The organism is Mangrovicoccus ximenensis, from assembly GCF_003056725.1.
GTDB classification, from domain to species: Bacteria; Pseudomonadota; Alphaproteobacteria; order Rhodobacterales; family Rhodobacteraceae; genus Mangrovicoccus; species Mangrovicoccus ximenensis.
Genome location: NZ_QBKZ01000017.1, coordinates 72365 through 96613, shown reverse-complemented (window position 1 = coordinate 96613; position 24249 = coordinate 72365). Strand labels below are relative to the sequence as shown.

26 protein-coding genes and 4 pseudogenes are annotated in these 24249 nt (G+C 68.5%); 19 read left to right on the top strand and 11 right to left on the bottom strand.

The window, feature by feature from the left end; genetic code table 11:
• Positions 1-2: 2 nt before the first annotated feature.
• A complete protein-coding gene (locus tag C7T91_RS24190) occupies positions 3-698 on the top strand; it encodes an EthD domain-containing protein (RefSeq protein WP_108261957.1) in 696 nt (231 codons plus the stop codon).
• A 53-nt stretch (positions 699-751) separates the two neighbouring features.
• On the opposite strand, the gene C7T91_RS24185 is transcribed toward C7T91_RS24190, so the two are convergent.
• Positions 752-1498, bottom strand: coding sequence for an SDR family NAD(P)-dependent oxidoreductase (locus C7T91_RS24185; RefSeq protein WP_108261955.1), 747 nt, complete (start codon positions 1496-1498; stop codon positions 752-754).
• 91 nt (positions 1499-1589) lie between these two features.
• The gene (locus C7T91_RS33895) at positions 1590-1994 is read right to left on the bottom strand and encodes an IclR family transcriptional regulator domain-containing protein (RefSeq protein WP_269102509.1); all 405 of its coding nucleotides are present in this window, start codon (positions 1992-1994) and stop codon (positions 1590-1592) included.
• An 18-nt stretch (positions 1995-2012) separates the two neighbouring features.
• On the opposite strand from C7T91_RS33895, the pseudogene C7T91_RS39955 reads away from it, so the two are divergent.
• Positions 2013-2499 (top strand): annotated as a pseudogene (locus C7T91_RS39955) (nucleoside hydrolase); the annotation flags it as partial.
• Positions 2500-2560: 61 nt separating this feature from the next.
• Entirely contained in the window at positions 2561-2875 is a 315-nt protein-coding gene (locus C7T91_RS39950; RefSeq protein WP_407943338.1) for a nucleoside hydrolase, read from the top strand.
• A 57-nt stretch (positions 2876-2932) separates the two neighbouring features.
• On the opposite strand, the gene C7T91_RS24175 is transcribed toward C7T91_RS39950, so the two are convergent.
• Both C7T91_RS24175 and C7T91_RS24170 read right to left on the bottom strand, forming a co-directional pair.
• A complete protein-coding gene (locus C7T91_RS24175) occupies positions 2933-3172 on the bottom strand; it encodes a DUF2798 domain-containing protein (protein ID WP_108261953.1) in 240 nt (79 codons plus the stop codon).
• Entirely contained in the window at positions 3169-3477 is a 309-nt protein-coding gene (locus C7T91_RS24170; protein WP_108261950.1) for a putative quinol monooxygenase, read from the bottom strand. Before C7T91_RS24170 ends, C7T91_RS24175 begins: the two co-directional genes overlap by 4 nt.
• 64 nt (positions 3478-3541) lie before the next feature.
• Here C7T91_RS24170 and C7T91_RS24165 point away from each other — a divergent pair.
• A pseudogene (locus tag C7T91_RS24165) lies at positions 3542-4114 on the top strand (LysR family transcriptional regulator); the annotation flags it as partial.
• Here C7T91_RS24165 and C7T91_RS36865 read toward each other — a convergent pair.
• Positions 4084-5292, bottom strand: a complete 1209-nt coding sequence (locus C7T91_RS36865; RefSeq protein WP_330848889.1) for a S8 family peptidase — start codon at positions 5290-5292, stop codon at positions 4084-4086. The pseudogene C7T91_RS24165 and the gene C7T91_RS36865 overlap by 31 nt on opposite strands.
• A gap of 327 nt (positions 5293-5619) precedes the next feature.
• On the opposite strand from C7T91_RS36865, the gene C7T91_RS24155 reads away from it, so the two are divergent.
• From C7T91_RS24155 to C7T91_RS24145, 3 genes are all read left to right on the top strand, one after another.
• Entirely contained in the window at positions 5620-6681 is a 1062-nt protein-coding gene (locus C7T91_RS24155) for an AI-2E family transporter (RefSeq protein ID WP_108261944.1), read from the top strand.
• A gap of 107 nt (positions 6682-6788) precedes the next feature.
• The gene (locus C7T91_RS24150; RefSeq protein WP_108261942.1) at positions 6789-7067 is read left to right on the top strand and encodes a hypothetical protein; all 279 of its coding nucleotides are present in this window, start codon (positions 6789-6791) and stop codon (positions 7065-7067) included.
• A 605-nt stretch (positions 7068-7672) separates the two neighbouring features.
• Positions 7673-7879 carry a cold-shock protein gene (locus C7T91_RS24145; RefSeq protein WP_108261940.1) on the top strand — a complete coding sequence of 69 codons (207 nt, stop codon included), beginning with the start codon at positions 7673-7675 and terminating at the stop codon, positions 7877-7879.
• Positions 7880-7982: 103 nt separating this feature from the next.
• Here the strand turns inward: C7T91_RS24145 and C7T91_RS32895 are convergent, their stop codons facing one another.
• Both C7T91_RS32895 and parA read right to left on the bottom strand, forming a co-directional pair.
• Positions 7983-8153: a hypothetical protein gene (locus C7T91_RS32895; RefSeq protein WP_161556088.1), complete on the bottom strand. Its 171-nt coding sequence runs from the start codon at positions 8151-8153 to the stop codon at positions 7983-7985.
• A 100-nt stretch (positions 8154-8253) separates the two neighbouring features.
• On the bottom strand, positions 8254-8892 hold the full coding sequence (gene parA, locus C7T91_RS24140) for a ParA family partition ATPase (protein WP_108261938.1): 639 nt from the start codon (positions 8890-8892) through the stop codon (positions 8254-8256).
• A gap of 172 nt (positions 8893-9064) precedes the next feature.
• Between parA and C7T91_RS36860 the strand changes: the two are divergent.
• From C7T91_RS36860 to C7T91_RS24090, 11 genes and pseudogenes are all read left to right on the top strand, one after another.
• A pseudogene (locus tag C7T91_RS36860) lies at positions 9065-9619 on the top strand (nicotinate-nucleotide adenylyltransferase); the annotation flags it as partial.
• A gap of 6 nt (positions 9620-9625) precedes the next feature.
• Positions 9626-10534 carry an ABC transporter permease gene (locus C7T91_RS36855; protein ID WP_407943337.1) on the top strand — a complete coding sequence of 303 codons (909 nt, stop codon included), beginning with the start codon at positions 9626-9628 and terminating at the stop codon, positions 10532-10534.
• A 4-nt stretch (positions 10535-10538) separates the two neighbouring features.
• Positions 10539-11543, top strand: coding sequence for an ABC transporter permease (locus tag C7T91_RS24130; RefSeq protein WP_108261934.1), 1005 nt, complete (start codon positions 10539-10541; stop codon positions 11541-11543).
• Between the two features lie 10 nt (positions 11544-11553).
• Positions 11554-12396: an ATP-binding cassette domain-containing protein gene (locus C7T91_RS24125; RefSeq protein WP_108261932.1), complete on the top strand. Its 843-nt coding sequence runs from the start codon at positions 11554-11556 to the stop codon at positions 12394-12396.
• A 59-nt stretch (positions 12397-12455) separates the two neighbouring features.
• Positions 12456-13361, top strand: coding sequence for a sugar phosphate isomerase/epimerase family protein (locus tag C7T91_RS24120; RefSeq protein ID WP_108261930.1), 906 nt, complete (start codon positions 12456-12458; stop codon positions 13359-13361).
• A complete protein-coding gene (locus C7T91_RS24115) occupies positions 13358-14380 on the top strand; it encodes a Gfo/Idh/MocA family oxidoreductase (RefSeq protein WP_108261928.1) in 1023 nt (340 codons plus the stop codon). The genes C7T91_RS24120 and C7T91_RS24115 overlap by 4 nt, the downstream gene beginning before the upstream one ends.
• 76 nt (positions 14381-14456) lie before the next feature.
• A complete protein-coding gene (locus tag C7T91_RS24110) occupies positions 14457-15656 on the top strand; it encodes a Gfo/Idh/MocA family protein (RefSeq protein WP_108261926.1) in 1200 nt (399 codons plus the stop codon).
• An 11-nt stretch (positions 15657-15667) separates the two neighbouring features.
• Positions 15668-16609 (top strand): sugar phosphate isomerase/epimerase family protein, encoded by a 942-nt coding sequence (locus C7T91_RS24105; RefSeq protein ID WP_108261924.1) that lies wholly within the window; start codon positions 15668-15670, stop codon positions 16607-16609.
• Positions 16610-16664: 55 nt separating this feature from the next.
• Positions 16665-16949: a putative quinol monooxygenase gene (locus tag C7T91_RS24100; protein ID WP_108261922.1), complete on the top strand. Its 285-nt coding sequence runs from the start codon at positions 16665-16667 to the stop codon at positions 16947-16949.
• Positions 16942-17871 (top strand): TIM barrel protein, encoded by a 930-nt coding sequence (locus tag C7T91_RS24095; RefSeq protein WP_108261920.1) that lies wholly within the window; start codon positions 16942-16944, stop codon positions 17869-17871. Before C7T91_RS24100 ends, C7T91_RS24095 begins: the two co-directional genes overlap by 8 nt.
• Positions 17872-17883: 12 nt before the next feature.
• Entirely contained in the window at positions 17884-18666 is a 783-nt protein-coding gene (locus C7T91_RS24090; RefSeq protein ID WP_108261918.1) for a TIM barrel protein, read from the top strand.
• A 374-nt stretch (positions 18667-19040) separates the two neighbouring features.
• Here the strand turns inward: C7T91_RS24090 and C7T91_RS24085 are convergent, their stop codons facing one another.
• The 3 genes and pseudogenes from C7T91_RS24085 to C7T91_RS36850 form a co-directional block, all read right to left on the bottom strand.
• The gene (locus tag C7T91_RS24085; RefSeq protein ID WP_108261916.1) at positions 19041-20423 is read right to left on the bottom strand and encodes a cytochrome c; all 1383 of its coding nucleotides are present in this window, start codon (positions 20421-20423) and stop codon (positions 19041-19043) included.
• Entirely contained in the window at positions 20423-22042 is a 1620-nt protein-coding gene (locus tag C7T91_RS24080) for a GMC family oxidoreductase (RefSeq protein ID WP_108261914.1), read from the bottom strand. The genes C7T91_RS24085 and C7T91_RS24080 overlap by 1 nt, the downstream gene beginning before the upstream one ends.
• A 23-nt stretch (positions 22043-22065) precedes the next feature.
• Positions 22066-22557 (bottom strand): annotated as a pseudogene (locus tag C7T91_RS36850) (sugar dehydrogenase complex small subunit).
• A 161-nt stretch (positions 22558-22718) separates the two neighbouring features.
• On the opposite strand from C7T91_RS36850, the gene C7T91_RS24065 reads away from it, so the two are divergent.
• A complete protein-coding gene (locus C7T91_RS24065) occupies positions 22719-23645 on the top strand; it encodes a LysR family transcriptional regulator (RefSeq protein WP_108261908.1) in 927 nt (308 codons plus the stop codon).
• 181 nt (positions 23646-23826) lie between these two features.
• On the opposite strand, the gene C7T91_RS36845 is transcribed toward C7T91_RS24065, so the two are convergent.
• Positions 23827-24114 (bottom strand): hypothetical protein, encoded by a 288-nt coding sequence (locus C7T91_RS36845; protein ID WP_407943340.1) that lies wholly within the window; start codon positions 24112-24114, stop codon positions 23827-23829.
• Positions 24115-24249: the final 135 nt, after the last annotated feature.

Below are 24249 nucleotides of genomic sequence, written 5' to 3'. Positions count from 1 at the left end.
AGATGATTTCGCGTTTCGGCCTGCTGACCAAGCGGGCGGACCTGACCGAAGAGGAATTCGACCGCCACTGGCAGGGCGGACACGGCCCGCTGGCGGCCAGGCTGCCCGGGCTCGGCGCCTATTTCCAGCACCGCGTCACCGACAAGCAGCAATTCGGCATTTCCCATGAACGCGGCAGCGACTGGGATCTCGACGGGTTCTCGGAGCTGCATTTCCCCGACATGGAAACGATGCTGGCGGCGGTCTCGGGCGAGGACTTCGCCCCGGCGCTGGCCGACGAGGATGCGTTCCTCGCCGATCTGGCGCTGGTCGCCTGCGAGAAGCATGTCGTCGTGCCGTTCCAGCCCGGCGGCGGTCCTGTCATCAAGCGCATGACGCTGCTGAAGCGGGTGCCGGGGATGAGCGACGGAGATTTCCGGCGCGAATGGCTGGAAACCCATGCCGCCTGGGTGCGGCAATGGCCGGACGTGCTGGGATACCACCAGAACATCGTGCTGGACCGCTACAAGGGCTCGCGGACGGAAAGCGCCCCGCACGAGGCGGTGCCGGTGGACGGGATCGTCGAATTCTGGTTCCGCGACACCGAGACGGCGGCGAAGCTCTATGCCAGCGACATCGTCGCCGAGACCCAGGAGCACGCCAAGGTCTTCCTCGACACGATCACGCCCTATTTCGTCGAGACCCGCCAGGTCGCCTGAACCCTGATGCAGGCGGCAGGGAAGGCCCGGGGGAGACCCCGGGCCTTTGCGCGTCAGGCGGTCAGGTAGCCGCCATCGACGACCAGCGTCGCGCCGGTCACGTAGGAGGACATCTCCGAGGCCAGGAACACCACCGGGCCGACGATCTCCTCGGGCTCGCCGAAACGGCCCATCGGGATGCGCGACAGGAACCGCTCGCGGCGCTCGTCATTGTGGCGCGTCGCTTCGGTCATCGCCGTCTTCAGCGTGCCGGGCGCCACCGCGTTGACCCGCACCCCGTCCTTCGCGAGCTCGGCCGCGAGGTTCATCGTCAGCATCCGCACGGCGGATTTCGACGTCGAATAGCTGACCGAGGTCGCGGTCGAGACGAAGGAGGCGATCGACGCCATGTTGACGATGCCGCCCTTCGTCTTGCGCAGCGCGGGCAGCAGCGGCAGGATCATGTTCAGCGTGCCGTCCAGATTGACGCCCATGCCGAGCGCCCAGGTCTCGCGCACATCGGGGCTGTCGACGGAATTCCTCGGGCAGACACCGGCATTGTTGACCAGGAGCGAGACGTCGCCGTGGTCCGCGACCGTCCCGGCGAAGGCCTCGCAGGCGGCGGCATCGGTCACGTCCAGCGCATAGGCCCAGGCCTCGCCGCCGCCGGCGCGGATCTCCGCGGCGGTGGCCTCGGCGGTTTCGGCGCGCATGTCGGCCACGATCACCCTGGCGCCTTCCTTGGCAAGTCCCCTGGCGATGCACGCACCGACCCCCTGTCCGGCCCCGGTGACGACGGCCAGCCTGTCTTCCAGCTTCATTCGATTGTCCTCCTCGACGGGGCATGGCGAAAGATGCCCCCTGCGCTCATGATTGCACGAAGGATAATGCGTTCGCAATAGAATAATCTTGTTAGCTGGGCTCGGGAGACTCCCAATGGCCGAGATCGGCGGACAGCGCCTGCGCCGCGCCGCGCAGGGCGGCGGCGAACTCCGTGTCCGGCGCCTTGTCCAGCAGCCGCGCATCGCCGACCAGCGTGATGACGGCGAAGACCTGGCCCAGATGGTCGAAGACCGGCGCGGCGATGGCATTGATGCCGGGGATCGGCGGTTCCGCGACGGTGGCAATGCCCTCGGCGCGGATCCGCGCGGCATCCGGCTCCTCCCAGGGCTGGGCGCGGCCGACGAAGCGGTCGGTGACGGATTTCGGCAGGTTGGCGCGCATCGTGGGCCGGACCAGTTCGTCGGGCAGCCAGGCGGCGAAGGCGCGGCCCGTGGCGGTGCCGGAGACCGACGCAAGATCATCATCGACACCGATCCCGGCCAGGACGATGCCGTGGCCATCCTGCTGGCGCTCGGCTCGCCGGAAGAGATCGAGGTGCTCGGCATCACCGCCGTGGCCGGCAACGTGCCCCTGTCGCGGACCCAGGAGAACGCCCGCAAGGTCTGCGAGCTGGCGGGCCGCGCCGATATCCGGGTCTTCGCCGGGGCCGACCGGCCGCTGCTGGCGGCGCCGCGCACCGCCGAGAACGTCCATGGCAAGACCGGGCTCGACGGCATCGANGCTGCCTGCGCCGTCCATGCCTCTGCAGGAGCAGCATGCCGTCGATTTCATCATCGAGACGCTGCGCAGCGAAGCCCCGGGCACGGTGACGCTCTGCCCGCTCGGGCCGCTCACGAACATCGCCACCGCCTTCCGCCGCGCCCCCGACATCGTCGGCCGCGTGCAGGAGATCGTGCTGATGGGCGGCGCCTATTTCGAGGTCGGCAACACCTCGCCCACGGCCGAGTTCAACATCCTCGCCGATCCGCATGCCGCGCATGTGGTCTTCGGCGCGGGCGTGCCGCTGGTCGTGATGCCGCTCGACGTGACCCACAAGGTGCNTGACCTCGCCAGCGCGCAACCAGGCCTTCCGCGATCTCGGCACCCGCCCGGGCGAGGCCGTCGCCGCCTGGACCGGCTTCTTCGAGCGCTGGGACATGGCGAAATACGGATCCGAAGGCGCGCCCTTGCACGACCCCTGCGTGATCGCCTATCTGATCCGTCCCGAGCTGTTCTCGGGCCGTCACATCAATGTCGAAATCGAGATCTCCTCGCCGCTGACCATGGGCATGACCGTGGCCGACTGGTGGGGCGTCTCGGGCCGGGAGCCGAATGCGCTCTTCATCGGCGGGGGACATGTGCACCTCGTCACGTAGTTGGTCGCGCGCACCCTGTCCGCGGCCGCCCGGAAAAGCAACCCGGGCGGCCCCCGTTCAGCGCGGCCGCGCCGTGCGGGTGGCCAGCATCGCGTCGAGCCGCAGGCTGGCCTTCGTCACGGCCGGCCCGAACAGGAAGGAGATCGCCGCGGCCGTGGGCCAGGCGACGCGGAAGGCGGTCATCCAGCGGGACGCGAAATCCGGAACGAAGCCGAGATTCAGCCAGGTGACGAAGAAGGTCATCAGGAAGCTGAGGACCAGCGACATCATGACGGCGAAGATCAGGCGGTGGGTCATGCGGGGCTCCGTGCGGGGGCGCCGATCGGCGCAAGCTTGCGGAAGGACACCACCCGCGTGGCGCCGGTCTCGATCACCTTGCGGGTATGGGGGTAGGCGTGATGCGCCTCGAGCGCCTCCGGCGAGGTCCAGCGCTCCCAGAGGACGAATTGCGTCGGGTCGTCGAGGTCCTGGCGGATTTCGAAGGACAGGCAGCCCGGCTCGCCGGCCGTGTCCCGGACCAGCCCGGCCAGCAGGGCCTCGGTGTCGGAGAGGGGAAGCGCGCCGGTGGCCTCGATCCGGGCGCTGATGCAGAATTCGGTCACGAAGCTTCCTTTCCGGTGGCAATTGCGACTTGGGCCAAGCTAGACATGCCGGAACAGGAATTATATGCCGAATGTCGCAGAGATAATTTCCGGAAATGGAATCATGCTGGACGACATTGCGCTGTTCGTCGCGATTGCCGAGACCGGCGGGCTTTCGGGCGCGGCGCGCCGCCTGCGCATCCCGCCCGCCACCGTGACCCGCCGCCTGCAGAAGCTCGAGGAACGGCTCGGCTGCCGCCTGGTCCACCGCTCGGCGCGGCGGTTCTCCCTGACCGGCGAGGGAGAGGCCTATCTGCGCCGCCTCGGGCCGCTGATGGCGCAGCTCGACCACGAGCTGCGCGCGCTCTCGGCGGACCTGACGCAGATGCGCGGGCCGCTGCGGGTGATGGCGCCGACCAACCTGTCGCTGCATGCGCTGCGGCCGATGTGGTCGGCCTTCGTCGCCGATTATCCCGAGGTGGAGCTGGAACTGCGCCTGTCGAACCGGCTGGAGAACCTGCAGGAAAGCGGTGCCGACATCGCGCTGCGCGTCGGGCCGCAGCCCGATTCCGGCATGACCCGCAAGCGGCTTGGGCTGGCCCGCACGATCGTCACCGGCGCGCCCGGCTACCTGGAACGCCATGGCACGCCGCAGTCTCCCGGCGATCTGGAGCGCCACCGGATCATCGGCACCGCTGCGGCGCCGCGCTGGCTGCTCAGGCCGCTCGATGGCGGGGCGGTGGCGGCATTGACGCGGCCGCCGCTTGCGCTGCGCGATGCCAGTCCTGCCACCGGGTCGGAACTGTCGATCAGCCGCTGGCGCAGTTCGGCCGGGCTGAGCCAGGGCTCGTTCGCCAGGATCAGCGCGGCGATGCCCGAGACATGCGGCGCCGCCATCGAGGTGCCGCTCTTGCTGGCATAGCCCGCGCCCGGCACGGTGGAGAGGATGCCGACCCCCGGCGCCGCCACGTCGACCGAGCGGATGCCGTAGTTCGAGAAGCCCGCGAAGCTGTCATAGCGGTCGGTCGCGGCCACCGAGATCATGTTCGGCGCGTCGATCGCGGCTGGGTAATGCGGCGAGATGTCGGTGTTCTTCGCGTCGTTTCCGGCGGCGGCGACGATGGCCATCCCGGCCTCTCCGGCCAGCCGCACCGCATCGGCCAGCGCGGTCGGGAAGGCCGCGCCGCCCCAGCTGCAATTGGCGATCTGCGCCCCCATCAGCGCGGCGTATTCGATCCCCTGGATTGCGTCGAAGATGCTGCCGGTGCCGCTGTCCGACAGGACCTTGACCGCCATGATCTGCGCCTCGGGGGCGACGCCGGCGATGCCGATGCCGTTTCCGGCCACCGCGGCGATCGTGCCGGCCACATGGGTGCCGTGGGAATTGCCGTCCATCGGCCGCGCATCGGTATCGACGAAATCATAGCCATGGATGTCGTCGACGAAGCCGTTGCCGTCATCGTCGATGCCGTTGCCGGGGATCTCGCCGGGATTGATCCACATGTTCTCGGCGAGATCAGGATGGCGGTAGTCGACACCGGTATCGATCACCGCCACCAGAACGCCCGCGCCGCGGCTGTTTTCCCAGGCTTCGGGCAGGTCGATATCGGTGTCGCGGTCATTGTCGAGCGCCCAGAGATCGCCGGTCCGCGGATCGTCGGAGACGGCCCGGGCATCGAGCTGCAGGTTGTCCTGCAGATAGGTCACGCTGGCTGCGGCTGCGTCGTACCAATCCTCGCCCGGGAAAGCCGCCAGCGCGGCGGCATCGAACGGCGCGTCGCAGCGCCAGAGCTCGAACCCCCAGGCCTGCGTGGTGCCGGCCAGGTCCGCCCCCATCGCCTCGCGCAGCGCGGCGAGGGCCTGCGGATCGGCCCCCTCGGCGAGGCGCACGATCAGCTCCTGCCCGCCATCCAATTCCTGCCCGTCTTCGGCGCGCGGCGCAGGGGCCGTGTCCGCACCGCTCAGATAAGTCAGCATCACCCAGACCCGAAACACTCGTACTTGCCCGGTCCAGACAACACCGGCTTGCCGGAAATCTGGTTAACGGAAGCGGCGCCAAGCGTTGCCGGATTGCGGCAATTCCATTCAAATTCGGGGTATTGACCACGACAGCCGCGCCCGGCCACGGAAGCCGTGGCAGGGTCTGCGCAAAGGAGATTTGACATGGCCCAGTCCCGCGACGCCCAGGTGATAGACACCGCGATCCGCCTGCTGTTTCTCGGCGGCTTCTTCTTCCTCGCCCTGCATCTGGTCGCGCCGCTTTTCGGGCTGATGCTCTGGGCGGTGATCCTGGCGGTGGCGGTCTATCCGGTGCATGCCTGGCTGGCGCGGCGGCTGGGCGGGCGCGAGACGCTCTCGGCGGTGCTGATCACGCTCCTGGGGCTGGCGATCACGCTGGGACCGATCGCGGTGCTGGCCAGCCAGGTGATCGACGCGGCCGCCTGGGGGATGAAGGCGGTGCAGGAGGGCAGCTTCGCGCTGCCTTCGGCGGAGAAGCTGGCGCGGGTCCCGGTCGTCGGGCTGCGGCTCGCCCAGGCCTGGGAGGCGTTCGGCAGCAACCTCGCGCAGCTCCTGGCACAGATCGGGCCGCTGCTGCTCTCCACCGGGCGGCTGGTGCTGGCCAAGGTGGCCGGGGTCGGGATCGCGCTGGCGATGCTGTCGGTCTCGGTGATCATCATGGGGCTGCTGTTCCGGCCGGGGCCGGCGCTGGTCGGTCATGCCCGCCGTTTCGCCAACCGCATCTTCGCGCCGCGCGGCGCGGGCTTCGTCGATCTGGCCGGGGCCACGGTGCGCAATGTCTCGCGCGGGGTGATCGGCGTGGCGGTGATCCAGGCGCTGCTGGCGGGGATGATCATGGTCGCTTTCGGCGTGCCGCTGGCCGGTCCGCTGACGCTGGCGGCGCTGTTCCTCGGGATCATCCAGATCGGGCCGGGGCCGGTGCTGATCCCGGTGATCATCTGGGCCTGGTTCGGCATGGATACCTGGATGGCCGTCCTCTTCACCGTGGTGATGGTGCCGGTGATGATCGTCGACAACGTGTTGCGCCCGATCCTCATGGCGCGCGGGCTGGAGACGCCGATGCTGGTGATCCTTGTCGGGGTGCTGGGCGGCATGTTCGCCTACGGGCTGATCGGGCTGTTCATCGGGCCGGTGATCCTGGCCGTGTTCTACGAGCTGGTCACCGCCTGGGTCGAAGCGGCCGAAAAGGAGGCGCCCGAGTCCTGACCGGGTCCGGCCGGGCGCAGGCAGCGTGCCATCCCGGCGATGGGGATTGCGCGGTCGCTGCGGGCTGCCAGGCTGAACAGGCACGCCCAAGCCGCAGGAGCCCCGCCATGACCGCAGATCCGCATTCCGCGCCGCAGCTGATCGGAAAGGCCCGCTCCGCGGCGCCGCAGGACGATCCCGGCTGGTGGGCGGCCGGTCTCTACCGCACCGGCGCGGGCTATCTGCTGGCGGGAACCGGCGGGCCGTCGAGCAGTTTCGCGCCGGAGCCGGGGGGCAAGGGCCGGGTCCGCGAGCTTGGCGAGACCGAGGCTTACAACTGGGCCGCGACTCACCTGTCGATCGATCAGGCCGAGGAGTTTTTCGATCATCTGGCCGAGGATATCTGAGGGCGAGTCGCGGGGCGGTCCCGCCGGCGCCCGATCCGGCTGCGGAAATCCGGCAGGAAGCGGCCGAAACGGGCGAATCCGGTACGTTTTGCGGTCACGGCAGGTTTCAGTTTCGAAAACTTGAATCAACCTTCGCAAACGTGAGGCGCGCCTTAAGAAATATGAGCGCAGACTTGCCTATGGCGCCGGGTCCCAGACGGATCCGCTCTTGCGACACCGGAGGAACCGGTGCAAAGGGCATCCCCGATCCGCACCGGTGCGGAGGAGAGCAGAGCGATGCCGAAAACAACTTCAACGGGCGGAAAGCCCAAGCCGGACAGCCGTCCGAAGCCCGTCCAATTCACTGACTGGGCCATGATCTGAAAAGAAAACCGGAGCGCCGAAAGGCGCTCCGTTTCTGTTTCGGACTGTTGTTTTCCTGCAGTGGCGCGTCGGCCGCGACGACGCTCTTGCGCCGACTCGGCAAACACGTCATTTTCAGGCACGCATACGTCTTTTGCACTCGACCCGCTGCTCCGTTCCGGCTGTCAGACCTCGATCCGCACTGACCACGGCCGGGCTGCCGCAATACCGCGGGCAGCATCTACGACAGGAGACACGGGATCATGCCGAAGGGCACCGTGAAATGGTTCAACCAAACCAAAGGCTACGGCTTCATTGCGCCTGAAGAGGGCGGCAAGGACGTCTTCGTCCACATCAGCGCCGTCGAGCGCTCCGGCCTGACCGGGCTGAACGACAACCAGAAGGTCGAATACGAACTGCGCACCGGCCGCGACGGCCGCGAGAGCGCGACCGACCTGACCGTCCTCTGAGACGGCGGCTCCGGGCACAGGTCCGGGCACTGGAATGACGAAGCCGCGCAGCCATGGGCCGCGCGGCTTTTTTTCATCGGGCAGGGCTGCAGGCGGGGACTGCTCAGCGCGATTTGCGCAGGAGCTTTCCGACCTCGCGCACGGCCTGTTCGGCGGCGGCGGATTTCGGCGAGCGGCGGGCACCCGCGCGGTAGCGACCGGGGCGGGCGCTGCCATGGCCCTTGCTGCGGGCATAGGATTTCGCGGCAGATTTCAGCATCGATTTCAGCGACATTGCCATTTCCTCCGTTTGGCGTTTCGCGGAGACAATGCGCGGGAGGCGGCTGCGTTCCCCGCGCCGCAGGGCGCAGGGGGGGGATGGGCGGAAAGCCGCCTCAGCTGTTCAAAACGTCGGCAATCTCGTTGCAGAGCGTGCGGATCTCGACCGCGGCCGGACCTTTGGCGGCCTTCTCGACCACGCCCTGGCCTTCGCCCAGCACCTCGGCATAGATCACCCGGTTGTTCAGCATGGTCTCGGCGGCGGGGCTGTCGAGCTCCTGGATGCGGCTGGAGATGTCCGCCGTCAGCTTGGCGCGCGGCGCGGCGCGGTTCAGCACCAGGAGCGTCTTGCGGCGTTCGCGCTGCGCCATTTCCAGCACGCTTTCCGTCGCCCAGACATCGACCTGGCTGACCGCCACCGGCACCACGACCAGATCCGAGGCGCGCATCGCCGGGCGCAGGTCGCTGTCGACCTTCGGCGGGGTGTCCACGACGACGATCTCGTTGTGCTTGAGAAGCTTTTCCAGCTCGTAGGACACGCCCCAGGCGCTGGCCGTGGCGAATTCCAGCCCCGCCTCGCCGTTCATCGCCTCGCGGCGCGCCATGTACCAGCGGCCGAGCGAGCCTTGGGGATCGGTGTCCAGAACCGCGACGGTATGGCCCCGCTTCCAGAATTCGACGGCCAGGTTGACGGCCAGCGTGGTCTTGCCGGAGCCGCCCTTCTGCTGGGCCACCGTGATCGTGAATCCTGCCATCTTGTACCTCCTGGGCCACCACACACTACAACTGGGGGGAACGCAACGGAGAATTGGGGCTTTGCCGCTGTTGCGCCGCAGCGCCGCATCCGCCGCGGGCACGCCAAGCCGTTGACATCCCCCGGCGATACCGGGAAGGAGGGCTTTCGGGAGACGGACGATGCGGCATGTGATCGGACCCGGCAGGCCCTTCGCGCGGCCGGGACAGGTGATTGGACTGCTCGGCGGATCTTTCGATCCGCCGCATGAAGGGCATGTGCACATCACGCTGGAGGCACTGCGCCGCTTCCGCCTGGACCAGGTCTGGTGGCTGGTATCTCCAGGCAACCCGTTGAAAACGCAAGGCCCCGCCGAGATGCCGCGGCGCCTGGCGGCGGCCGAGGCGCTGATCGGCGGCCATCCCCGCGTGACCGTGACCGATATCGAGGCGCGGCTCGGCACGCGCTACACCGCCGAAACGCTCGAAGGCATTCTCGGCGCCTATCCCGGCACCCGCTTCGTCTGGCTGATGGGCGAGGACAACCTTGCCGGGTTCCATCGCTGGGACCGCTGGCGCTCGATTTTCGAGGCCGTGCCGATCGGGGTGCTGGCGCGGCCCGGACAGTCGCTCTCGGCGCGCACCGCGCGGGCGGCGCGGCTGCACGGCCGGAGCGGCGCCGGTCTCGGCCAGCTCGTGCGGCGCCCGGAGGCAGGGGCGCTGCTCGGCCTCGCCGCCGTCTTCGCCTTCTTCGCCCTGGTCGCGGGCCAGGTCTTCGTCTCGCCCGCGGGCTTCGCCAGCTGGCTGAACGTCGCTGCCGAGATCGGGATCGTCGCACTGCCCATCGGTCTCCTGATGATCGCGGGCGAGCTGGACCTGTCGATCGGCTCGGTGATCCCGGCCTCGTCGCTGACCGTCGCGGTCGTGTCGGGCTACTGGGGGCTGCCGGACATCGCCGGCATCCTGGCCGGACTGGCCTTCGGGCTCGCGATCGGCTGGATCAACGGCATGCTCGTGGCCAAGACCGGGGTGCCGTCGCTGATCGTCACCATCGGGACGATGTTCGGGGTGATGGGACTGACGCTGGGCCTGTCGGTGCTGATCACCGGCTCGACCAGCACCGGGCTGACCCCCGCCCCGCTGACCACCGCGCTGCTCGGCCAGTTCATCGCGGGCATGTTCCAGGTCACGATCTTCTGGTGGATCGCCTTCGCGCTGGCCATCGGCTATTTCCTGCATCTCTCGCCCTGGGGCAACTGGGTCTTCGCGCTCGGCGGCGACAAGGTCAGCGCCCGCAACGCGGGCATCCCGACCGACCGGCTGAGCATCGGGCTCTTCATGACCTCCGGCTTCGCCGCCGCCTTCGTCGGCGTCAGCCAGGTGATCGTCTACCAGAGCGCGCAGGTCGCGGGCGGGCAGTCCTTCATCTTCAACTCCATCATGTGCGTCGTCATCGGCGGGGTGCTGCTGACCGGCGGGGCCGGCTCGGTGCTCGGCATCGCCATCGGCACCGTCACCTTCGCCATCGTCAACCAGGGCATCTACTTCACCAATTTCGACGCCAATCTCGGCTCGGTGATCATCGGTGCGCTGCTGCTGCTGGCGGTGCTGATGAACGACACCTTCCGCAAGCTCGCGCTCGGCGCGACGAAAAAGAAGGGCTGATCCAATGAACAACGCTGTTCTCTCGCAGGTCCTGCGCCGCCCCGAGGCGGGCTCCTTCCTCAGCCTCGTCGCCGTCGCGCTGTTCTTCGTGATCTTCGGCGGCGTCAATCTCGGCACGCTGGCCACCACGGCAAGCTGGGTGAACTTCGCCGCCAATCTCGGGATCGTCGCGATCCCGATGGGGCTCCTGATGATCGCGGGCGAACTCGACATCTCGATCGGGGCGATGATCCCGGCGGGCTCGATGAGCGTCGCGATCCTGTCGGGCCATTACGGCCTGCCGATCTGGATCGGCATGGCGGGCGCGCTGGGGCTCGGCGTCCTCGTCGGGCTGGTCAACGGCCTGTTGGCGGTGCGCACCACGGTGCCGACGCTGATCATCACGCTGGGCACGCTCGTGGCCATGCAGGGGATCGTGCTCTCGGCCTCGGTTCTGCTGACCGGCTCCGCCTCGGTCGCGGTGGAGGCGCCTGCCTGGGCCAAGTTCCTCTTCGGCCACCTGATCGGGGGCTCCTACCAGGTGATCATCCTGTGGTGGCTGGGCATGACCGCGCTCTTCATCGGCATCCTGCACCATTCGGCCCGCGGCAACTGGATCTTCGCCATGGGCGGCGACAAGGTCTCGGCGCGCAATGCCGGCATCCCGACCGACCGGATGCTGATCGGGCTCTTCATCCTCTCGGCGGTCTCGGCCAGCTTCGTGGGCATGTGCGGCGCGATCCTGTTCAACTCGGCGCAGGTCTCGGGCGGCATGAACTACATCTTCAACGCCGTGGTCGCGGTGGTGGTCGGCGGCGTGCTGCTCACGGGGGGCTTCGGCTCCATCGGCGGCATCTTCCTCGGCACGGTCACCTTCGCGATCGTCAGCCAGGGGATCTACTTCACCGATATCGACCGCAACTGGTCGAGCCTGATCATCGGCGTGATGCTGCTGCTGGCCGTGCTGATGAACAATGTCTTCCGCAAGCTGGCGCTGACCGCGCCCTCCGCAAAATCCGCCAAGAAGTGAGGCCCCGGACATGACCCATCCTGTTCTCGAACTGCGGAACGTCAACAAGTCCTTCGGGCCGATCGACGTCCTCCACGACATCAGCCTGAAGATCAACGCGGGCGAGGTGCTCTGCCTCCTGGGCGACAACGGCGCCGGCAAATCCACCCTGATCAAGACGTTGGCGGGCGTGCACAAGCCGACCTCGGGCGAGATGTTCATGGACGGCAAGCCGGTGCTCTTCGACAAGCCGAAGGACGCGGCCGAGCAGGGCATCGCCACGGTGCACCAGTTCGGCGGCACCTTCCCCCTGATGTCGATCGGGCGCAGTTTCTTCGTCGGCGTCGAGCCCGTGAAGAAGATCGGTCCCTTCAGGATCTTCGACCGCAAGACCGCCAACGAGACCGCGGTGAAGGCCGTGCGCGAATTCGGCATCACCCGGATCGACGACGGCGACCGCCTGATCGGCGGGCTCTCGGGCGGCGAGCGCCAGTCGCTGGCCATTGCCCGGGCCGTGCATTTCGGCGCCCGCGTGCTGATCCTCGACGAACCGACCGCGGCGCTCGGCGTCAAGCAGTCGAGCCACGTCCTGCGCATCATCCTGGAGGCCCGCAAGCGCGGCATCGCGGTGATCTTCATCACCCACCAGGTGACCCATGCCATGGCTGTGGGAGATCATTTCGCGGTGCTGATCCGCGGTGCGGTGGCGGCGAACTTCATGCGCGGCGAGAAGACCCGCGAGGAGATCACCGACCTGATGGCCGGGGGCGAGGCGCTCGCGTCGCTCGATGCCGAGGTCGAGGACTACATGGAGACCCATGACGGCCACGCGCCCCAGCCTCAGCCGCAGCCCAAGGCCGAACCGGTCGCCTGACACATCCGTCCCGGCCGCCGCCGAAGCCCCCGACATTCCAGACCACGGAGACCCGAGCCATGAAAATCGCGCTCGACCCTTTCATGCACCGTCATCTCAGCCTCGAAGAGCTGCCCTCGAAGGTCGCCGAGCTCGGCTACGAGTGGATCGAACTGAGCCCCCGCGCCGACTTCCTCGAATGGTTCAAGGCGCCGCGCGTCTTCCCCGACCGGATCAAGTCCTTCAAGCGCGCCCTGTCGGACTCGGGCGTCGGCATCTCGTCGCTCTTGCCGATGTACCGCTGGGCCAGCCCGGACGAGGCCGAGCGCCAGGCCGCGGTGAAGCACTGGAAGCGCGCCGTCGAGATCGCCGTGGAACTCGGCGTCGACACGATGAACTCGGAATTCGGCCGCGGCCCGCATCCCGACAAGGGCGGCTGCTATTGCTGCCATACCGGCAGCATGATCGAGACCTGCGAGGACGCCTGGTGGCGGTCGATGGAGGAACTCGTGCCGGTGGTCGAGCGCGAAGGCATCAGCCTGCATATCGAGCCGCATCCCGAGGACTGGGTCGAGGAGCTGAAGCCGGCCGTCGACATCATCCGCACGGTGAACTCGAAACACGTCAAGTTCCTCTACTGCGCGCCGCATACCTATTATTTCGGCGACGACACCAAAGCGATGCTGCGCGAATGCGCCGATGTTCTGGCCCATGTCCATGTCGCCGACACGTTCAACCACAAGGCCAGCTCGGGGCTGCGCTACATCCTCAACCCGCCGGGCACCAATGCCCGCATCCACCAGCACCTGGACATCGGCCAGGGCGAGGTGCCGTGGGACGACTTCTTCGGCACGCTCGCCGAGATCGGCTTCGACGGCATCATGACCGCCTGCGTCTTCGCCTGGGAGGACCGGATGGACGAAAGCGGCACCTTCATGCGCACGGAAATGCAGCGCTACATCGACAAGCATTGGGGGACGAAATGAGCCTGAAAGTCGGAGTCATCGGGACCGGCATGATCGGTCAGGACCATATCCGCCGCCTCACGCAGGTGCTGTCGGGGGTCGAGGTCACGGGGGTCAGCGATATCGACGCCTCCCGCGCGGCTGCTGCCGCCCCGCAGGGCGCGGAAGTCTTCGCCACGCCGCAGGCGCTGATCCGTTCGGACAGGATCGATGCGGTGGTGATCTGCTCCTGGGGGCCGGCCCATGAGGAACAGCTTCTCGACTGCATCGCGGCCGGCAAGCCGGTCTTCTGCGAGAAGCCGCTGGTCACCTCCGCCGAGGCCGCGCGCCGCGTCATGGACGCCGAGGTCGGGTTTGGCCGCCGCCTCGTGCAGGTCGGCTTCATGCGCCGCTTCGACGCCGATTACCGCCGCCTGAAGGCGGTGATCGACGGCGGCACGCTCGGCCTGCCGCTGATCTACAAATCGGTGCACCGCAACGCCTCGGTGCCGCCGGGGCTCTACACTTCGGAGATGCCGCTCAACGACACGCTGGTGCATGACGCCGACATCTCGCGCTGGCTCCTGTCGGACGAGGTCACCGGCGTCGAGGTCAGGCTGCCGCGCCGGTCGCGCCAGGGCGGCGAGCTGCGCGATCCGCACATGGTGCTCCTGCACATGGCTTCGGGCGCAATCGTCGATGTCGAGATCTCGGTGAACATCGCCTATGGCTACGACATCCGCGGCGAGGTCTCCTGCGAGACCGGCATCGCGGCGCTGCCGAACCGTCCCGCGACCGTCATCACCGACGCGCATGGCATCCGCCAGGCGATCCCCGAGGATTGGCGCGAGCGCTTCATCGAGGCCTATGACCAGGAATTCCGCGAATGGATCGCCGCGGCCGGGCAGGGCACCGCGACCGGCCCCTCCACCTGGGACGGCTACGCCGCGACGCTGGTGGCCGATGCGGCGCTCGAGGCCGCCGAAACCGGGCAGCTCGCCAGGATCGAGATGGGCGAGAAGCCCGGGCTCTACGACCTGCCCCTGCAGCAGGCCGCCTGAGCGCCGCCGGACCGTCTCCGGGCGCGCCTCTTTCCGCGGCGCGCCTTCCCTGACCCATTCCACAAGGATCAAGCAGATGATCAACGGCGAAATGACGATCGCCCGCCCGCTCCGCTGGGGCATGGTGGGCGGCGGCCGCACCGGACAGGTCGGCTACAAGCACCGCACCGGCGCGCTCCGGGACGGCACCTACCAGCTGGTGGCGGGCGCCTTCGACCTGGATGCCGAGCGCGGCCGCGACTTCGGGATGAAGCTCGGCGTGGCGGAGGACCGCTGCTATGCGACCTATCAGGACCTGATCGCGGGCGAGAAGGACCGCGAGGACAAGGTCGACGTGGTCTCGGTGGCCACCCCGAACTTCACCCATTTCGAGATCACCAAGGCGCTTCTCGAGGCCGGCATCCACGTGATCTGCGAGAAGCCGCTGTTCTTCACGGTCGCGGAATGCGGCGAGGTGGCGAAACTCGCCGCCGAGAAGGGGCTGATCGTCGGCGTCACCTACGGCTTCACCGGCCACCCCCTGGTCCGCCAGATGGCCGCCATGGTGAAGAAGGGCATGCTGGGCGAGATCCGCATCGTCGACATGCAGTATACCCACGGCTTCAACGCGGGCGACGACAGCAATGTCGGCGAGGCGGTCAGGTGGCGCACCAACCCGGCCACCGCGGGGTCGACCTTCGTGCTCGGGGACATCGGCACCCATCTCTACTATCTCTCCGAGGTGGTGCTGCCCGAGCTGAAGATCGAGAAGCTGCTCTGCGACCGCAAGGCCTTCATTCCGTCGCGCGCGCCGCTCGAGGACCATGCGACCGTGCTGATGCACTACGGCAACGGCGCCCGCGGGCGGCTCTGGGTGTCTTCGGTCAATGCCGGGAACATGGGCTCCCAGCGCTACCGCTTCACCGGCTCGAAAGCCTCGGTGGAATGGTCCGACAGCCATCCCGACCAGCTGGTCTACGAAGTCCAGGGCGAGCCGGCCCGCATCCTGCATCACGGCATGCCCTATCTCGAGGAGGAGTCGCTCGCCGTCGACCGCATGGGCGCGCTGCATGCCGAAGGCCTCGGCGACAGCTGGGCCAACATCTATCTCTGGATCGCCCAGGCCATCGACGCCAAGGCGCGCGGCGACGAGGCGTTCCTGAAGACCCACCGCTACCCGGGGATCGAGGCCGGCACCGAAGGGGTGCGCTGGCTCGAGGCCTGCGTGCGCTCGGCAGATGCCGGCGCGCAATGGGTGACCTACGACCCTGCCGCATCGGCAGAGGCTGCCGCCTGAGGAGACTGGCGATGAAACTGTCCATCTGTACCGACGTGATGGGGGATCTCTCCTTCACCGACATGCTCGACAAATGCGTGGCGCTCGGCGTCGAAGGCATCGAGATGACCGGCGGCGGCTGGTCCAAGGGTCCGCATTTCCGCGCCGGCGAGCTTCTGGCCGACAAGGGCTTGCTGAAGCAGAAGCTGGCGGAAATCTCGGCCCGCGGGCTGGAGATCGCCGCGCTGAACTGTTCGGCCAACCCGCTCGATCCGGGGGCGATGGGGACCCGGCACCTGCAGGAGATGAAGGAGACGGTCACGCTCGCCGGCGAGATCGGCGTCGAGACCGTCGTCACCATGTCCGGCCTGCCCGAGGCGGCGCCCGGCGACAGCGTGCCGAACTGGCTGGTCTATACCAAGTCCTGGCCGGACGAGATGCCCGAGCGCGACCGTTACCAGTGGGAGGACCGCGCCTTCCCGCTCTGGCACGACCTCGTGGAGTTCGGGCGGAAGGCGGGGATCAAGCGCTATGCGCTCGAGAACTTCTCGGCGATGCTGGTCTGGAACCCCGAGACGCTGTTCCGCCTGCGCAACGAAGTGGGCGAGATGGTCGGCATGAATCTCGACCCCTCGCACCTGATGTGGATGGGCGCCGACCCGATTGCCACGGCGCGTGCGCTGGGGGCGGCGATCCATCACTGCCACGGCAAGGACACCCGCATCGAGCGCGGCCTCTGCGACGTCAACGGCCTCCTGGAGCTGAAGGAGGTCACCGATGTCGCCAACCGAAGCTGGAACTACGTCGCCGTCGGCGCGGGGCGCGACCTGCAATGGTGGAAGGAGTTCTTCTCCGTCGTGCGCATGTCGGGCTACAACGGCTGGGTTTCGCTCGAGATGGAGGACTTCACCATGTCGACCGAGGCCGGCATCCGCTCCTCCATCGACGCGCTGCAAGCCACGATCAGCCGCTGAGCCCTGTCCCCCGCCCGGCTTGACCGGGCGGCTCCCCCTTTCCGCCGGAGCGCCCATGTACCGTTTCGTGATCGACATCGCCCTGCGCCCCGGCACGCTGCCGGACATCCTCGCGCGCGCCCCCGCGGTTCAGGCCGCCACCCGCGCCGAGCCCGGCTGCATCGCCTATGACTTCTTCACCTGCACCGACGATCCCGACCGGCTGGTCTTCGTCGAGATCTGGGCGGACGAGGCCGCCCATGCCGCCCATATGCAGGAACAGCACACCAGGGACTGGATCGCCTTCCACGAGCCGTTCCACCTGTCGCTGACCTTCCTGGCGGTCGCTGCCGATGGCTGATCCGCGCATCACCGTCTCCTGCGCGCCCTGCTGCTGGGGCGTCGATGACGTGGCAAACCCGCATCTGCCGCCTTGGGACCGGGTCCTCGACGAAGCCGCCGCCGCCGGTTTCGGCGGACTCGAACTCGGCCCCTACGGCTACATGCCGCTCGATCCTGCGCTCATGGCCGCGGAACTCGGGCGGCGGGGTCTCTCCATCGTCGCGGGCACGATCTTCGACGATCTCGTTTCGCCGGTGAACCGCGCCGGCCTGCTGCGCCAGACGCGGGAGATCTGCGCATTGATCACCGCCCTGCCGCCGCCCGCCCGGCACGATGGCCAGCGCTTCGCCGCGCCCTATCTGACGGTGATGGACTGGGGCCATGACGACCGCGATTTCGCTGCGGGCCATCCGGACCGCGCGCCGCGCCTTTGCGATGCCGACTGGGACGGGATGGTCGCCAATATCCGCGCCATCGCGGAGCTGGCCCGCGATCACGGCGTCCGCGCGGTGATCCATCCCCATGCCGGCGGCCATGTCGAGTTCGCCGACGAGCTGGAGCGGATCATGGCCGACATCCCGGGCGATCTCGCCGGGCTCTGTCTCGACACCGGCCATATGGAGTATTCCGGCATGGACCCGGTCGCGACGCTCGATCGCTGGTGGGACCGGCTCGACTACATCCATTTCAAGGATATCGACGCGGATGTGCATGCCGAGGTCATGTCCCGCCGCATCCGCTTCTTCGGGGCCTGCGCCCTCGGCGTCATGTGCCCGATCGGCAAGGGCCGCATCGACTATCCGGCGATCCGCGACCTGCTGGCCCGCCGGGGCTATGGCGGCTGGATTACCATCGAGCAGGAGCGCGACCCGCAGAATGCCGGCAGCATTCTCGGCGACCTTGCCGCCAGCCGCGCCTTCCTCGCCCGCACCGGTTTCTGAAAGGACCTTGCCGTGATCGACCGTGCCCTCAACCAGAAGACCGCCCGCACTCTCGGTTTCGAGGCCTTCCTCGATCTCGCCGCCCGGCTGGATTGCGCCGGCGTGGAACCGCGCGGCGATCTGGGACGGCCGATGTTCGACGGCATCGCGCCGGATCTCGCCGGACGGATGGCGCGCGACCGCGGCCTCAGGCTGCTGGGCCTGTCCGAAGTCTACGGCTTCAACGTCTGGGATGCGGAGCGGGAGGCGCAGATCTGCGCGCTGCGCGACCTCGCCGAGGCGTCGGGGGCCGAGACGCTGAGCCTGATCCCCTGCGTCGACGGCCGCCCGGTGCTGCCGCTCGCCGCGGCGATGGCGCGGATCGCGCGGCTCTTCGAAGGATCGCCGGTCCTGCCGCTGATCGAGCCGATCGGCTTCGCCGCGTCATCGCTCAGGAGCAAGCGCCCGCTGGCCGAGGCGATGGCAGAGGTGCCGGGCTTCGGCATGGTCCACGACACGTTCCAGCATGCCATTTCCGGCGAGGCGCAGCTGTTCCCGTCGGAAACCGCGATGATCCATATCTCGGGGATTTCGGATCCGGCCGTGCCGCTCGACGACAGCGGCGATGCCCGGCGCATCCTGCTGGAGGCGGGGGACCGCTGCCGGACCCTCGCGCAGATCCGTGCCTTGCGGGAGGGCGGCTGCGCCGGGCCGCTGTCCTTCGAATGCACGACGGCCGCGGTCTGGGACCGCCCCGACCTGGAGCAGGCGATCCGCGCCTCCTTCGGCCTGATCGAGGCGGCGCTGCACGCCTGATCCGCGGGTCCCGCTGCCATGGCGGTCTCCGGCGCGCAAACCGGACGCCTGCCCTGCCGCGGCTGTTCCATTGCAGGGGAGGGTCGCGAGGGGCCTGCAGTCTCCCGGTCGTGAGGAAGCCCTGGTTCCCGGAGGAAATGGTCCCGCACCCGGTTGCCGCGGAGATCCGTCGGGATGGCCGTGCGCGGCGGGAGCCGGGCTGTCCGCCGGACTGCGCGGCGGCCGGAGGCGTCCGTCTCCGATCCTGGGCGACGGATGCTCTGGGTGCATGGGCCGTCGCAAAGGGCTGTTCTTGCGCGCCGCTTTGCAAAAGACCGGTTCCGCCCTTTGCCGCTGCGATGGCGCCCCCTTGCCGGGGGGCGCCCTGCCTCGGCCTAGGCCGCCATGCGCCGTCGTTTGGCGAGGCCCGCAACTCCGGCGAGGATGAGCACGGCAAGTCCTGCCGCGCCCATCAGCCAGCGCACCCAGAGGAGCAGGCCGGAGGCCGGACCGCCGGCGCGGATTTCGGCGACATCGTCCGGCGTGACCGCGAAGGAGCCGTCGCCGTAGCTGGCCGAAACATAGGCGGCCAGCGCGGCGATCTCGTCATCGGAGAGGCTGTTGAAGGCATTCGGCTGGGTGCCGAAGGGCGGCATGAAGACATGGCCCTCTGCCGTTTCGCGGTCGACGCCGTTGAGCACGGCTGCGATGAAATTCGCCGCCTCGGGCCCGCCGGTTGCCGAATTGCCGTAGAGGCTCGGATAGTACTGGTCCGCCGTGCCCTGGCCGTCGAAGCCGTGGCAGGAGGCGCAGTTGGCCGAATAGATCTGCGCGCCCCGGGCCAGCCCTCCGGGCATGCCGTCGAGCCCGCGGAAGGATGCGGCCATGTTGCCGGGCCGGCCCTGGCCGAAGCGGGCGGGGCCCGAGACCGCGGGCACGTCGGCAAGATAGGTGGCGATCGCGCCCAGATCCTCCGGGGTCAGCTTCGAGAAGCTGTGCTCGACCGCTTCGGCCATGCTGCCGCCGGCCTGGGCCTTGCCCTCGGCCCGGCCGGTGCCGAGATAGGCGATGATCTCGTCCTTCGACCAGCTGCCGATCCCGGCCTCCGGGTCCGAGGTGATGTTCGGCGCGTGCCAAGGGCCGACCTGGGCGCCGGCCAGGAAGCGGCTGCCGTCTTCCTGCATCAGCAGGCCGCGCGGCGTGTGGCAGGCGGAGCAATGCCCCGGCCCCTCGGCCAGATAGGCGCCGCGGTTCCACTCCTCCGACTTGGACGGGTCGGGCTCGAAGGTTGCCGTGTCGCGGAACAGCAGGTTCCAGCCGATCATCGAGGCGCGGATGCCGAACGGGAAGGGCAGCGCGGTTTCCGCGCCGGCTTCGTCCACCGGCTCGACCGCGGTCATGAAATACGCATAGAGCGCCTGCATGTCCTCGTCGGTGATCTTGGAGAAGGCGGTATAGGGCATCGCCGGGTAGAGGTTCGCCCCGTCGGCGCGGATGCCGCGGCGCACCGCGTCCGAGAACTGCTCTTCGGTATAGCTCCCGATGCCGTGGGTCACCGAAGGCGTGATGTTGGTGGCGACGATGCCGCCGACCGGCGAGGCGATCACGTGGTTGCCGGCGAAGGGCTTGCCGCCCGGGCCGGTATGGCAGGCGACGCAGTCCGAGGCGGTCGCGATGTAGCGGCCGCGCTCGGCCAGCGCCTGCGGGGTCTCCTGCGCGCAGGCGGCGCCCGCAGCCAGGGCGAGCCCCGCCGAGAGGGTGAAAATCACGATGTTCATCAGGCGCCCTTCGCTTCCGAGATCAGGGCCTCGGCGGCCATGAAGGCCAGGGAGGTCATGGTGATGGTGCTGTTGCCGCAGGCGGTCGAGGGCATGGCGCCGCCGCCGGGCAGATAGAGGTTGTCGTGGTCATGGGCGCGGCAGACGCCGGAGACGACCGAGTCCGCCGGATCGTTGCCCATGATGGTGCCGCCCATGATGTGCTTCGAGGTCGAGAACTTGCCGCCCGCGGGCGTGAAGTCGGTTGCGCCCATCGCCTCGGCGATGCGCGCGACCATCGGCTCCGAATAGTCCCGCGACGACCGCCGCGTGTATTCGCCGACATCCCAATGGACGCTGGGCTTCGGCAGGCCGAGCCAGTCCTTCGCGGAGGAGAGCGTCAGGCGGTTCTCCGGATCGGGCAGCATTTCATGGGCCGAAACGATGTTGACCGAGGTGGCGGTCAGGCGGCGGATCTCCTCGTCGAGGGCGCGGCCGACCTTGCCGCTCTTCAGCGCGCGCTGCGCGATGAAGCGGTTGCGGGCGAAGTTGTTCAGGCGGAAATAGGCCCCGGCATGCTCGCTGCGGAAGGCGCCCTGCGAGGTCTCCATGATGCCGCTGTTGACCACCGGCCCGGCGCCCAGCCAGTAGGGCTCGCTGACGGTGAAGGTATAGCCCTGCTGCGGATGGTCCATGATGTTCCGCCCGACCTGGTCGGAGGAATTGGCCAGGCCCGCCGGGTTGCGGTCGTCGGCGGACATCAGCAGCAGCTTCGGCGTCTCGATCCCGTTGCAGGCCAGCACGAAATGCTCGCCCGCGATGCGGTGGCTGCCGCGGTTGCGGTCGTAGTAATGCACTGCCGCGATCCGGTTGCCCTCGCCGGTTTCGGCCCGGTAGACGACCGAGTTGTCGAGGATCGTCGCGCCCTTGGCCTCGAGCCGCTTCAGCGCGGTCGCCGCATCGTATTTCGCGCCCACCGGACAGACCGGCACGCAGTTGTTGTTGGCGCAGCAGGCCGGGCGGTCGTCATAGGGCGTGCCGGAGTTGCGCGCCTGCGCCACCGGCAGGTTCCGCAGCCCCAGCTTGTCCTGCATGACGCGGGTGAATTTCTGCTCGCCCTGCGACAGTGGCAGATGCGGCATCGGATAGTCCATCGAGCGGGTCCGGGGCGGCCACTGGTCGGCCGGATCGGCGGGGCCGCAGATGCCCAGGGCGCGCTCGGTCTTGTTGTAGTAGGGATCGAGCGTGGCATAGTCGAAGGCCCAGTCGCGGCCGACGCCGTAGAGCGTGCGCAGCTGCATGTCCTCGGGCGTCAGCCGCCAGCAGGTCCCGGCCCAGTGCCAGGTCGAGCCGCCGGCATAGCGCAGATAGGTCGGGTTGTAGGTGTCCGGTCCCGTGCTGCCCAGGTAGTCCTGGCCGAAGAACGGGTGCGGCGCCCAGTCGGCCGGCGGGTAGGAGGCGGTCGCGTCCGGCTTCGCGCCGAGCGGCAGGTTGCGGTAGTTTTCGACGATCTCGGCGCGGGTGACCCGGGGGCCGGCTTCGATCATCAGCACTTCGAGGCCCGCGTCGAGGCACTCTTCGGCGATCACGGCGCCGACGACGCCGGTGCCGACGATCACGACTTGCGAGGAACTGGTCATGGCATGTCTTTCTGGAAAGGGGGTCAGAACCGCGGCAGCGCGCTCAGCGGATGGAGGTCGCGGCCCCAGGCATTCGGGGCGGAGAAGCCGAAGCTGGGGATCGGCACCATGTCGAGCGTCGGGCGGTAGAGCAGCGCCTCTTCATAGGAGAAGAGCACCGCGTCGCGGTCCGGGGAGGACGAGCCGGTGTACCAGGCCGAGATCACCCAGGAGGCGAAATCGCGGACCTCGCCCTCGGGCAGGTCGTCGAAGAACTCCTCGACGCGCGTGGCGCCGCGCGCCGCGGCGGCGGCCGCGATCTAGCCGAGCAGGCCCTCGAGGCCCGGATAGGCCGTCGCGGCCCAGGCGGCCATCCGTGCCGAAACGGCAGGGTTCAGCTCGTGGTTCACCAGCAGCCGGGACACGGCGAGGAACGCATCTTCTGGGGCGGCGGAGGGGGCGGCGCGCAGGAGCGCGGGAGAGGCGAGCGCGGTCGCTGCCGCCGCCGTCCCGAGCAGGAAGCGGCGACGGCCCATGCGGCCGGAATCGGAACTGGGAAACAAGGTAAACCTCGGTATCTGCTTGATCTGGCGCGGCTTGATCCGCGCCGCCTGCGATGTGGCGCCGCAGTCGTTAGTCCTTGATGGCCGATAAGACAAATCGTAGTATCAAATGAATCAATAAGAAAAACAGAATAATGAGCCTTCCGCCTACCAGACAGCTCGAGGCCTTCCTCGCCGTTGCCGAGGCCCGGTCGTTCCGCCTTGCCGCCGACCGCCTGGGCATGTCGCAGCCTGCCCTCAGCCAGAACGTCGCCCAGCTCGAGGCGCATCTCGGAATGGCGCTGTTCCTGCGCAGCACCCGCTCGGTGCGGCTGACCGCCGAGGGCGCGGAACTGCGCAGCCACCTGTCGGGCCTCTTGCCCGCGCTCCGCGAGGCGCTCGACCGGACCCGGAATTTTGGCACCGATCCCGGCGTGCCGCTGCGGCTCGGCTTCCTGGCCTCCGCCGCCGCCCGCTACCTGCCGCATGCCCTCGGCCGGTTCCGTGCCGAGTTTCCCGATGTCGCCGTGCATGCCCGGGACGACACGGCGGAGGGGCTTTTCGCGGCGGTGGATCGCGGCGAGCTGGACCTCGCGGTGTCCAGCTACCTGCCGCACAAGGATCTGGCCGTGGAATTCACCCAGTTCCGGGCGGATCCCTTCATGGCGGTGCTGCGCCGGGACCACCCGCTGGCCTCCCGCGAGCGGATCACCTGGGCGGAGCTTCTGGACTATGATTTCATCGGCGCCAATGCCGGCAGCGGCACCCGCTTCATCACCGACGAAGCGATGCGGGCGATCAACCGCCCGGCCCGCACCGTGATGGATTTCAACCACTTCACGGCCGTGGCGGCGATGGTTTCGGCCGGGATGGGCGTCAGCGCGCTGTCCGCGCTGACCTGCCCGCCAGCCGATGACCCGCTGCTCTGCGCGGTCCCGCTCTGCGATCCGGCGGTGACGCGCAACCTGGGCATCATCACGAGCAACCGGGAGGGAACCGCGTCGCGCCATGCCAGCCGTTTCCAGGAGCATGTGATCGAGGCGGCGCGGCTGGTCCATGATGCCGGGCGGAGTGCTGCCTGACGGGGTTGGCCGGCCTGCCGCCATGGCGCGGGGCAGGGGCGCCGACGGCATGGCGGCCGCAGCGAGCCCGACGGCCAGGAACCCGGCAAAGACGCGCATCGGCACCATCGCCAAGCGGGCTGGTGTCGAATGCACCGGCCTCATTCGGCACTCCGGTCGTCCGCGCCGCGCAGGGTCCCTATCAGCTGGGTCGCGTAAGGCCTGTCGGCCTTGATGCGCAGGCGGCCCATATGTCTCTCGACGACGTTCGTCTGCCGGTCGAAATGGCTGTGCAGACCGTTTCCGGCAGAATTGTGCGGGTCTGCACCCGACCCTTGCGGCGCAGCATGTGCTCGATCAGGGCGAATTCGCGCGGCTGCAGTTCGATCGCGGTGCCGCCGCGGGCCACCCTGCGGGAGAGCAGGCTCATCTCCGGAGCGCGGGCGCGCAGCACCGCGGGATCGCCCGAAGACGGCGGCCGTCGCGCCATTCCGTCGCCTGTCAGTCGGCCTCTCCGCCATCGGCCCTGTCATCATTGCTTGCCTTATCCAGAGTTGTGGCTTCCCGTTGATTGGAAGCCGCTGTCCGCCATGCCATTCATGGCGGGCAGTGGCGGCGGTTGGAT

Bases quoted from the DNA above. Each gene is read 5' to 3' on its own strand.
- C7T91_RS24190 (WP_108261957.1), top strand. From the start codon at position 3: ATGATTTCGCGTTTCGGCCTGCTGACCAAGCGGGCGGACCTGACCGAA.
- C7T91_RS24185 (WP_108261955.1), bottom strand. From the start codon at position 1,498: ATGAAGCTGGAAGACAGGCTGGCCGTCGTCACCGGGGCCGGACAGGGG.
- C7T91_RS24175 (WP_108261953.1), bottom strand. From the start codon at position 3,172: ATGACCCACCGCCTGATCTTCGCCGTCATGATGTCGCTGGTCCTCAGC.
- C7T91_RS36865 (WP_330848889.1), bottom strand. From the start codon at position 5,292: ATGGGGGCGGACCTGGCCGGCACCACGCAGGCCTGGGGGTTCGAGCTC.
- C7T91_RS24155 (WP_108261944.1), top strand. From the start codon at position 5,620: ATGGCCCAGTCCCGCGACGCCCAGGTGATAGACACCGCGATCCGCCTG.
- C7T91_RS24150 (WP_108261942.1), top strand. From the start codon at position 6,789: ATGACCGCAGATCCGCATTCCGCGCCGCAGCTGATCGGAAAGGCCCGC.
- C7T91_RS24145 (WP_108261940.1), top strand. From the start codon at position 7,673: ATGCCGAAGGGCACCGTGAAATGGTTCAACCAAACCAAAGGCTACGGC.
- C7T91_RS32895 (WP_161556088.1), bottom strand. From the start codon at position 8,153: ATGTCGCTGAAATCGATGCTGAAATCTGCCGCGAAATCCTATGCCCGC.
- parA (WP_108261938.1), bottom strand. From the start codon at position 8,892: ATGGCAGGATTCACGATCACGGTGGCCCAGCAGAAGGGCGGCTCCGGC.
- C7T91_RS24130 (WP_108261934.1), top strand. From the start codon at position 10,539: ATGAACAACGCTGTTCTCTCGCAGGTCCTGCGCCGCCCCGAGGCGGGC.
- C7T91_RS24125 (WP_108261932.1), top strand. From the start codon at position 11,554: ATGACCCATCCTGTTCTCGAACTGCGGAACGTCAACAAGTCCTTCGGG.
- C7T91_RS24120 (WP_108261930.1), top strand. From the start codon at position 12,456: ATGAAAATCGCGCTCGACCCTTTCATGCACCGTCATCTCAGCCTCGAA.
- C7T91_RS24115 (WP_108261928.1), top strand. From the start codon at position 13,358: ATGAGCCTGAAAGTCGGAGTCATCGGGACCGGCATGATCGGTCAGGAC.
- C7T91_RS24110 (WP_108261926.1), top strand. From the start codon at position 14,457: ATGATCAACGGCGAAATGACGATCGCCCGCCCGCTCCGCTGGGGCATG.
- C7T91_RS24105 (WP_108261924.1), top strand. From the start codon at position 15,668: ATGAAACTGTCCATCTGTACCGACGTGATGGGGGATCTCTCCTTCACC.
- C7T91_RS24100 (WP_108261922.1), top strand. From the start codon at position 16,665: ATGTACCGTTTCGTGATCGACATCGCCCTGCGCCCCGGCACGCTGCCG.
- C7T91_RS24095 (WP_108261920.1), top strand. From the start codon at position 16,942: ATGGCTGATCCGCGCATCACCGTCTCCTGCGCGCCCTGCTGCTGGGGC.
- C7T91_RS24085 (WP_108261916.1), bottom strand. From the start codon at position 20,423: ATGAACATCGTGATTTTCACCCTCTCGGCGGGGCTCGCCCTGGCTGCG.
- C7T91_RS24080 (WP_108261914.1), bottom strand. From the start codon at position 22,042: ATGACCAGTTCCTCGCAAGTCGTGATCGTCGGCACCGGCGTCGTCGGC.
- C7T91_RS24065 (WP_108261908.1), top strand. From the start codon at position 22,719: ATGAGCCTTCCGCCTACCAGACAGCTCGAGGCCTTCCTCGCCGTTGCC.
- C7T91_RS36845 (WP_407943340.1), bottom strand. From the start codon at position 24,114: ATGGCGCGACGGCCGCCGTCTTCGGGCGATCCCGCGGTGCTGCGCGCC.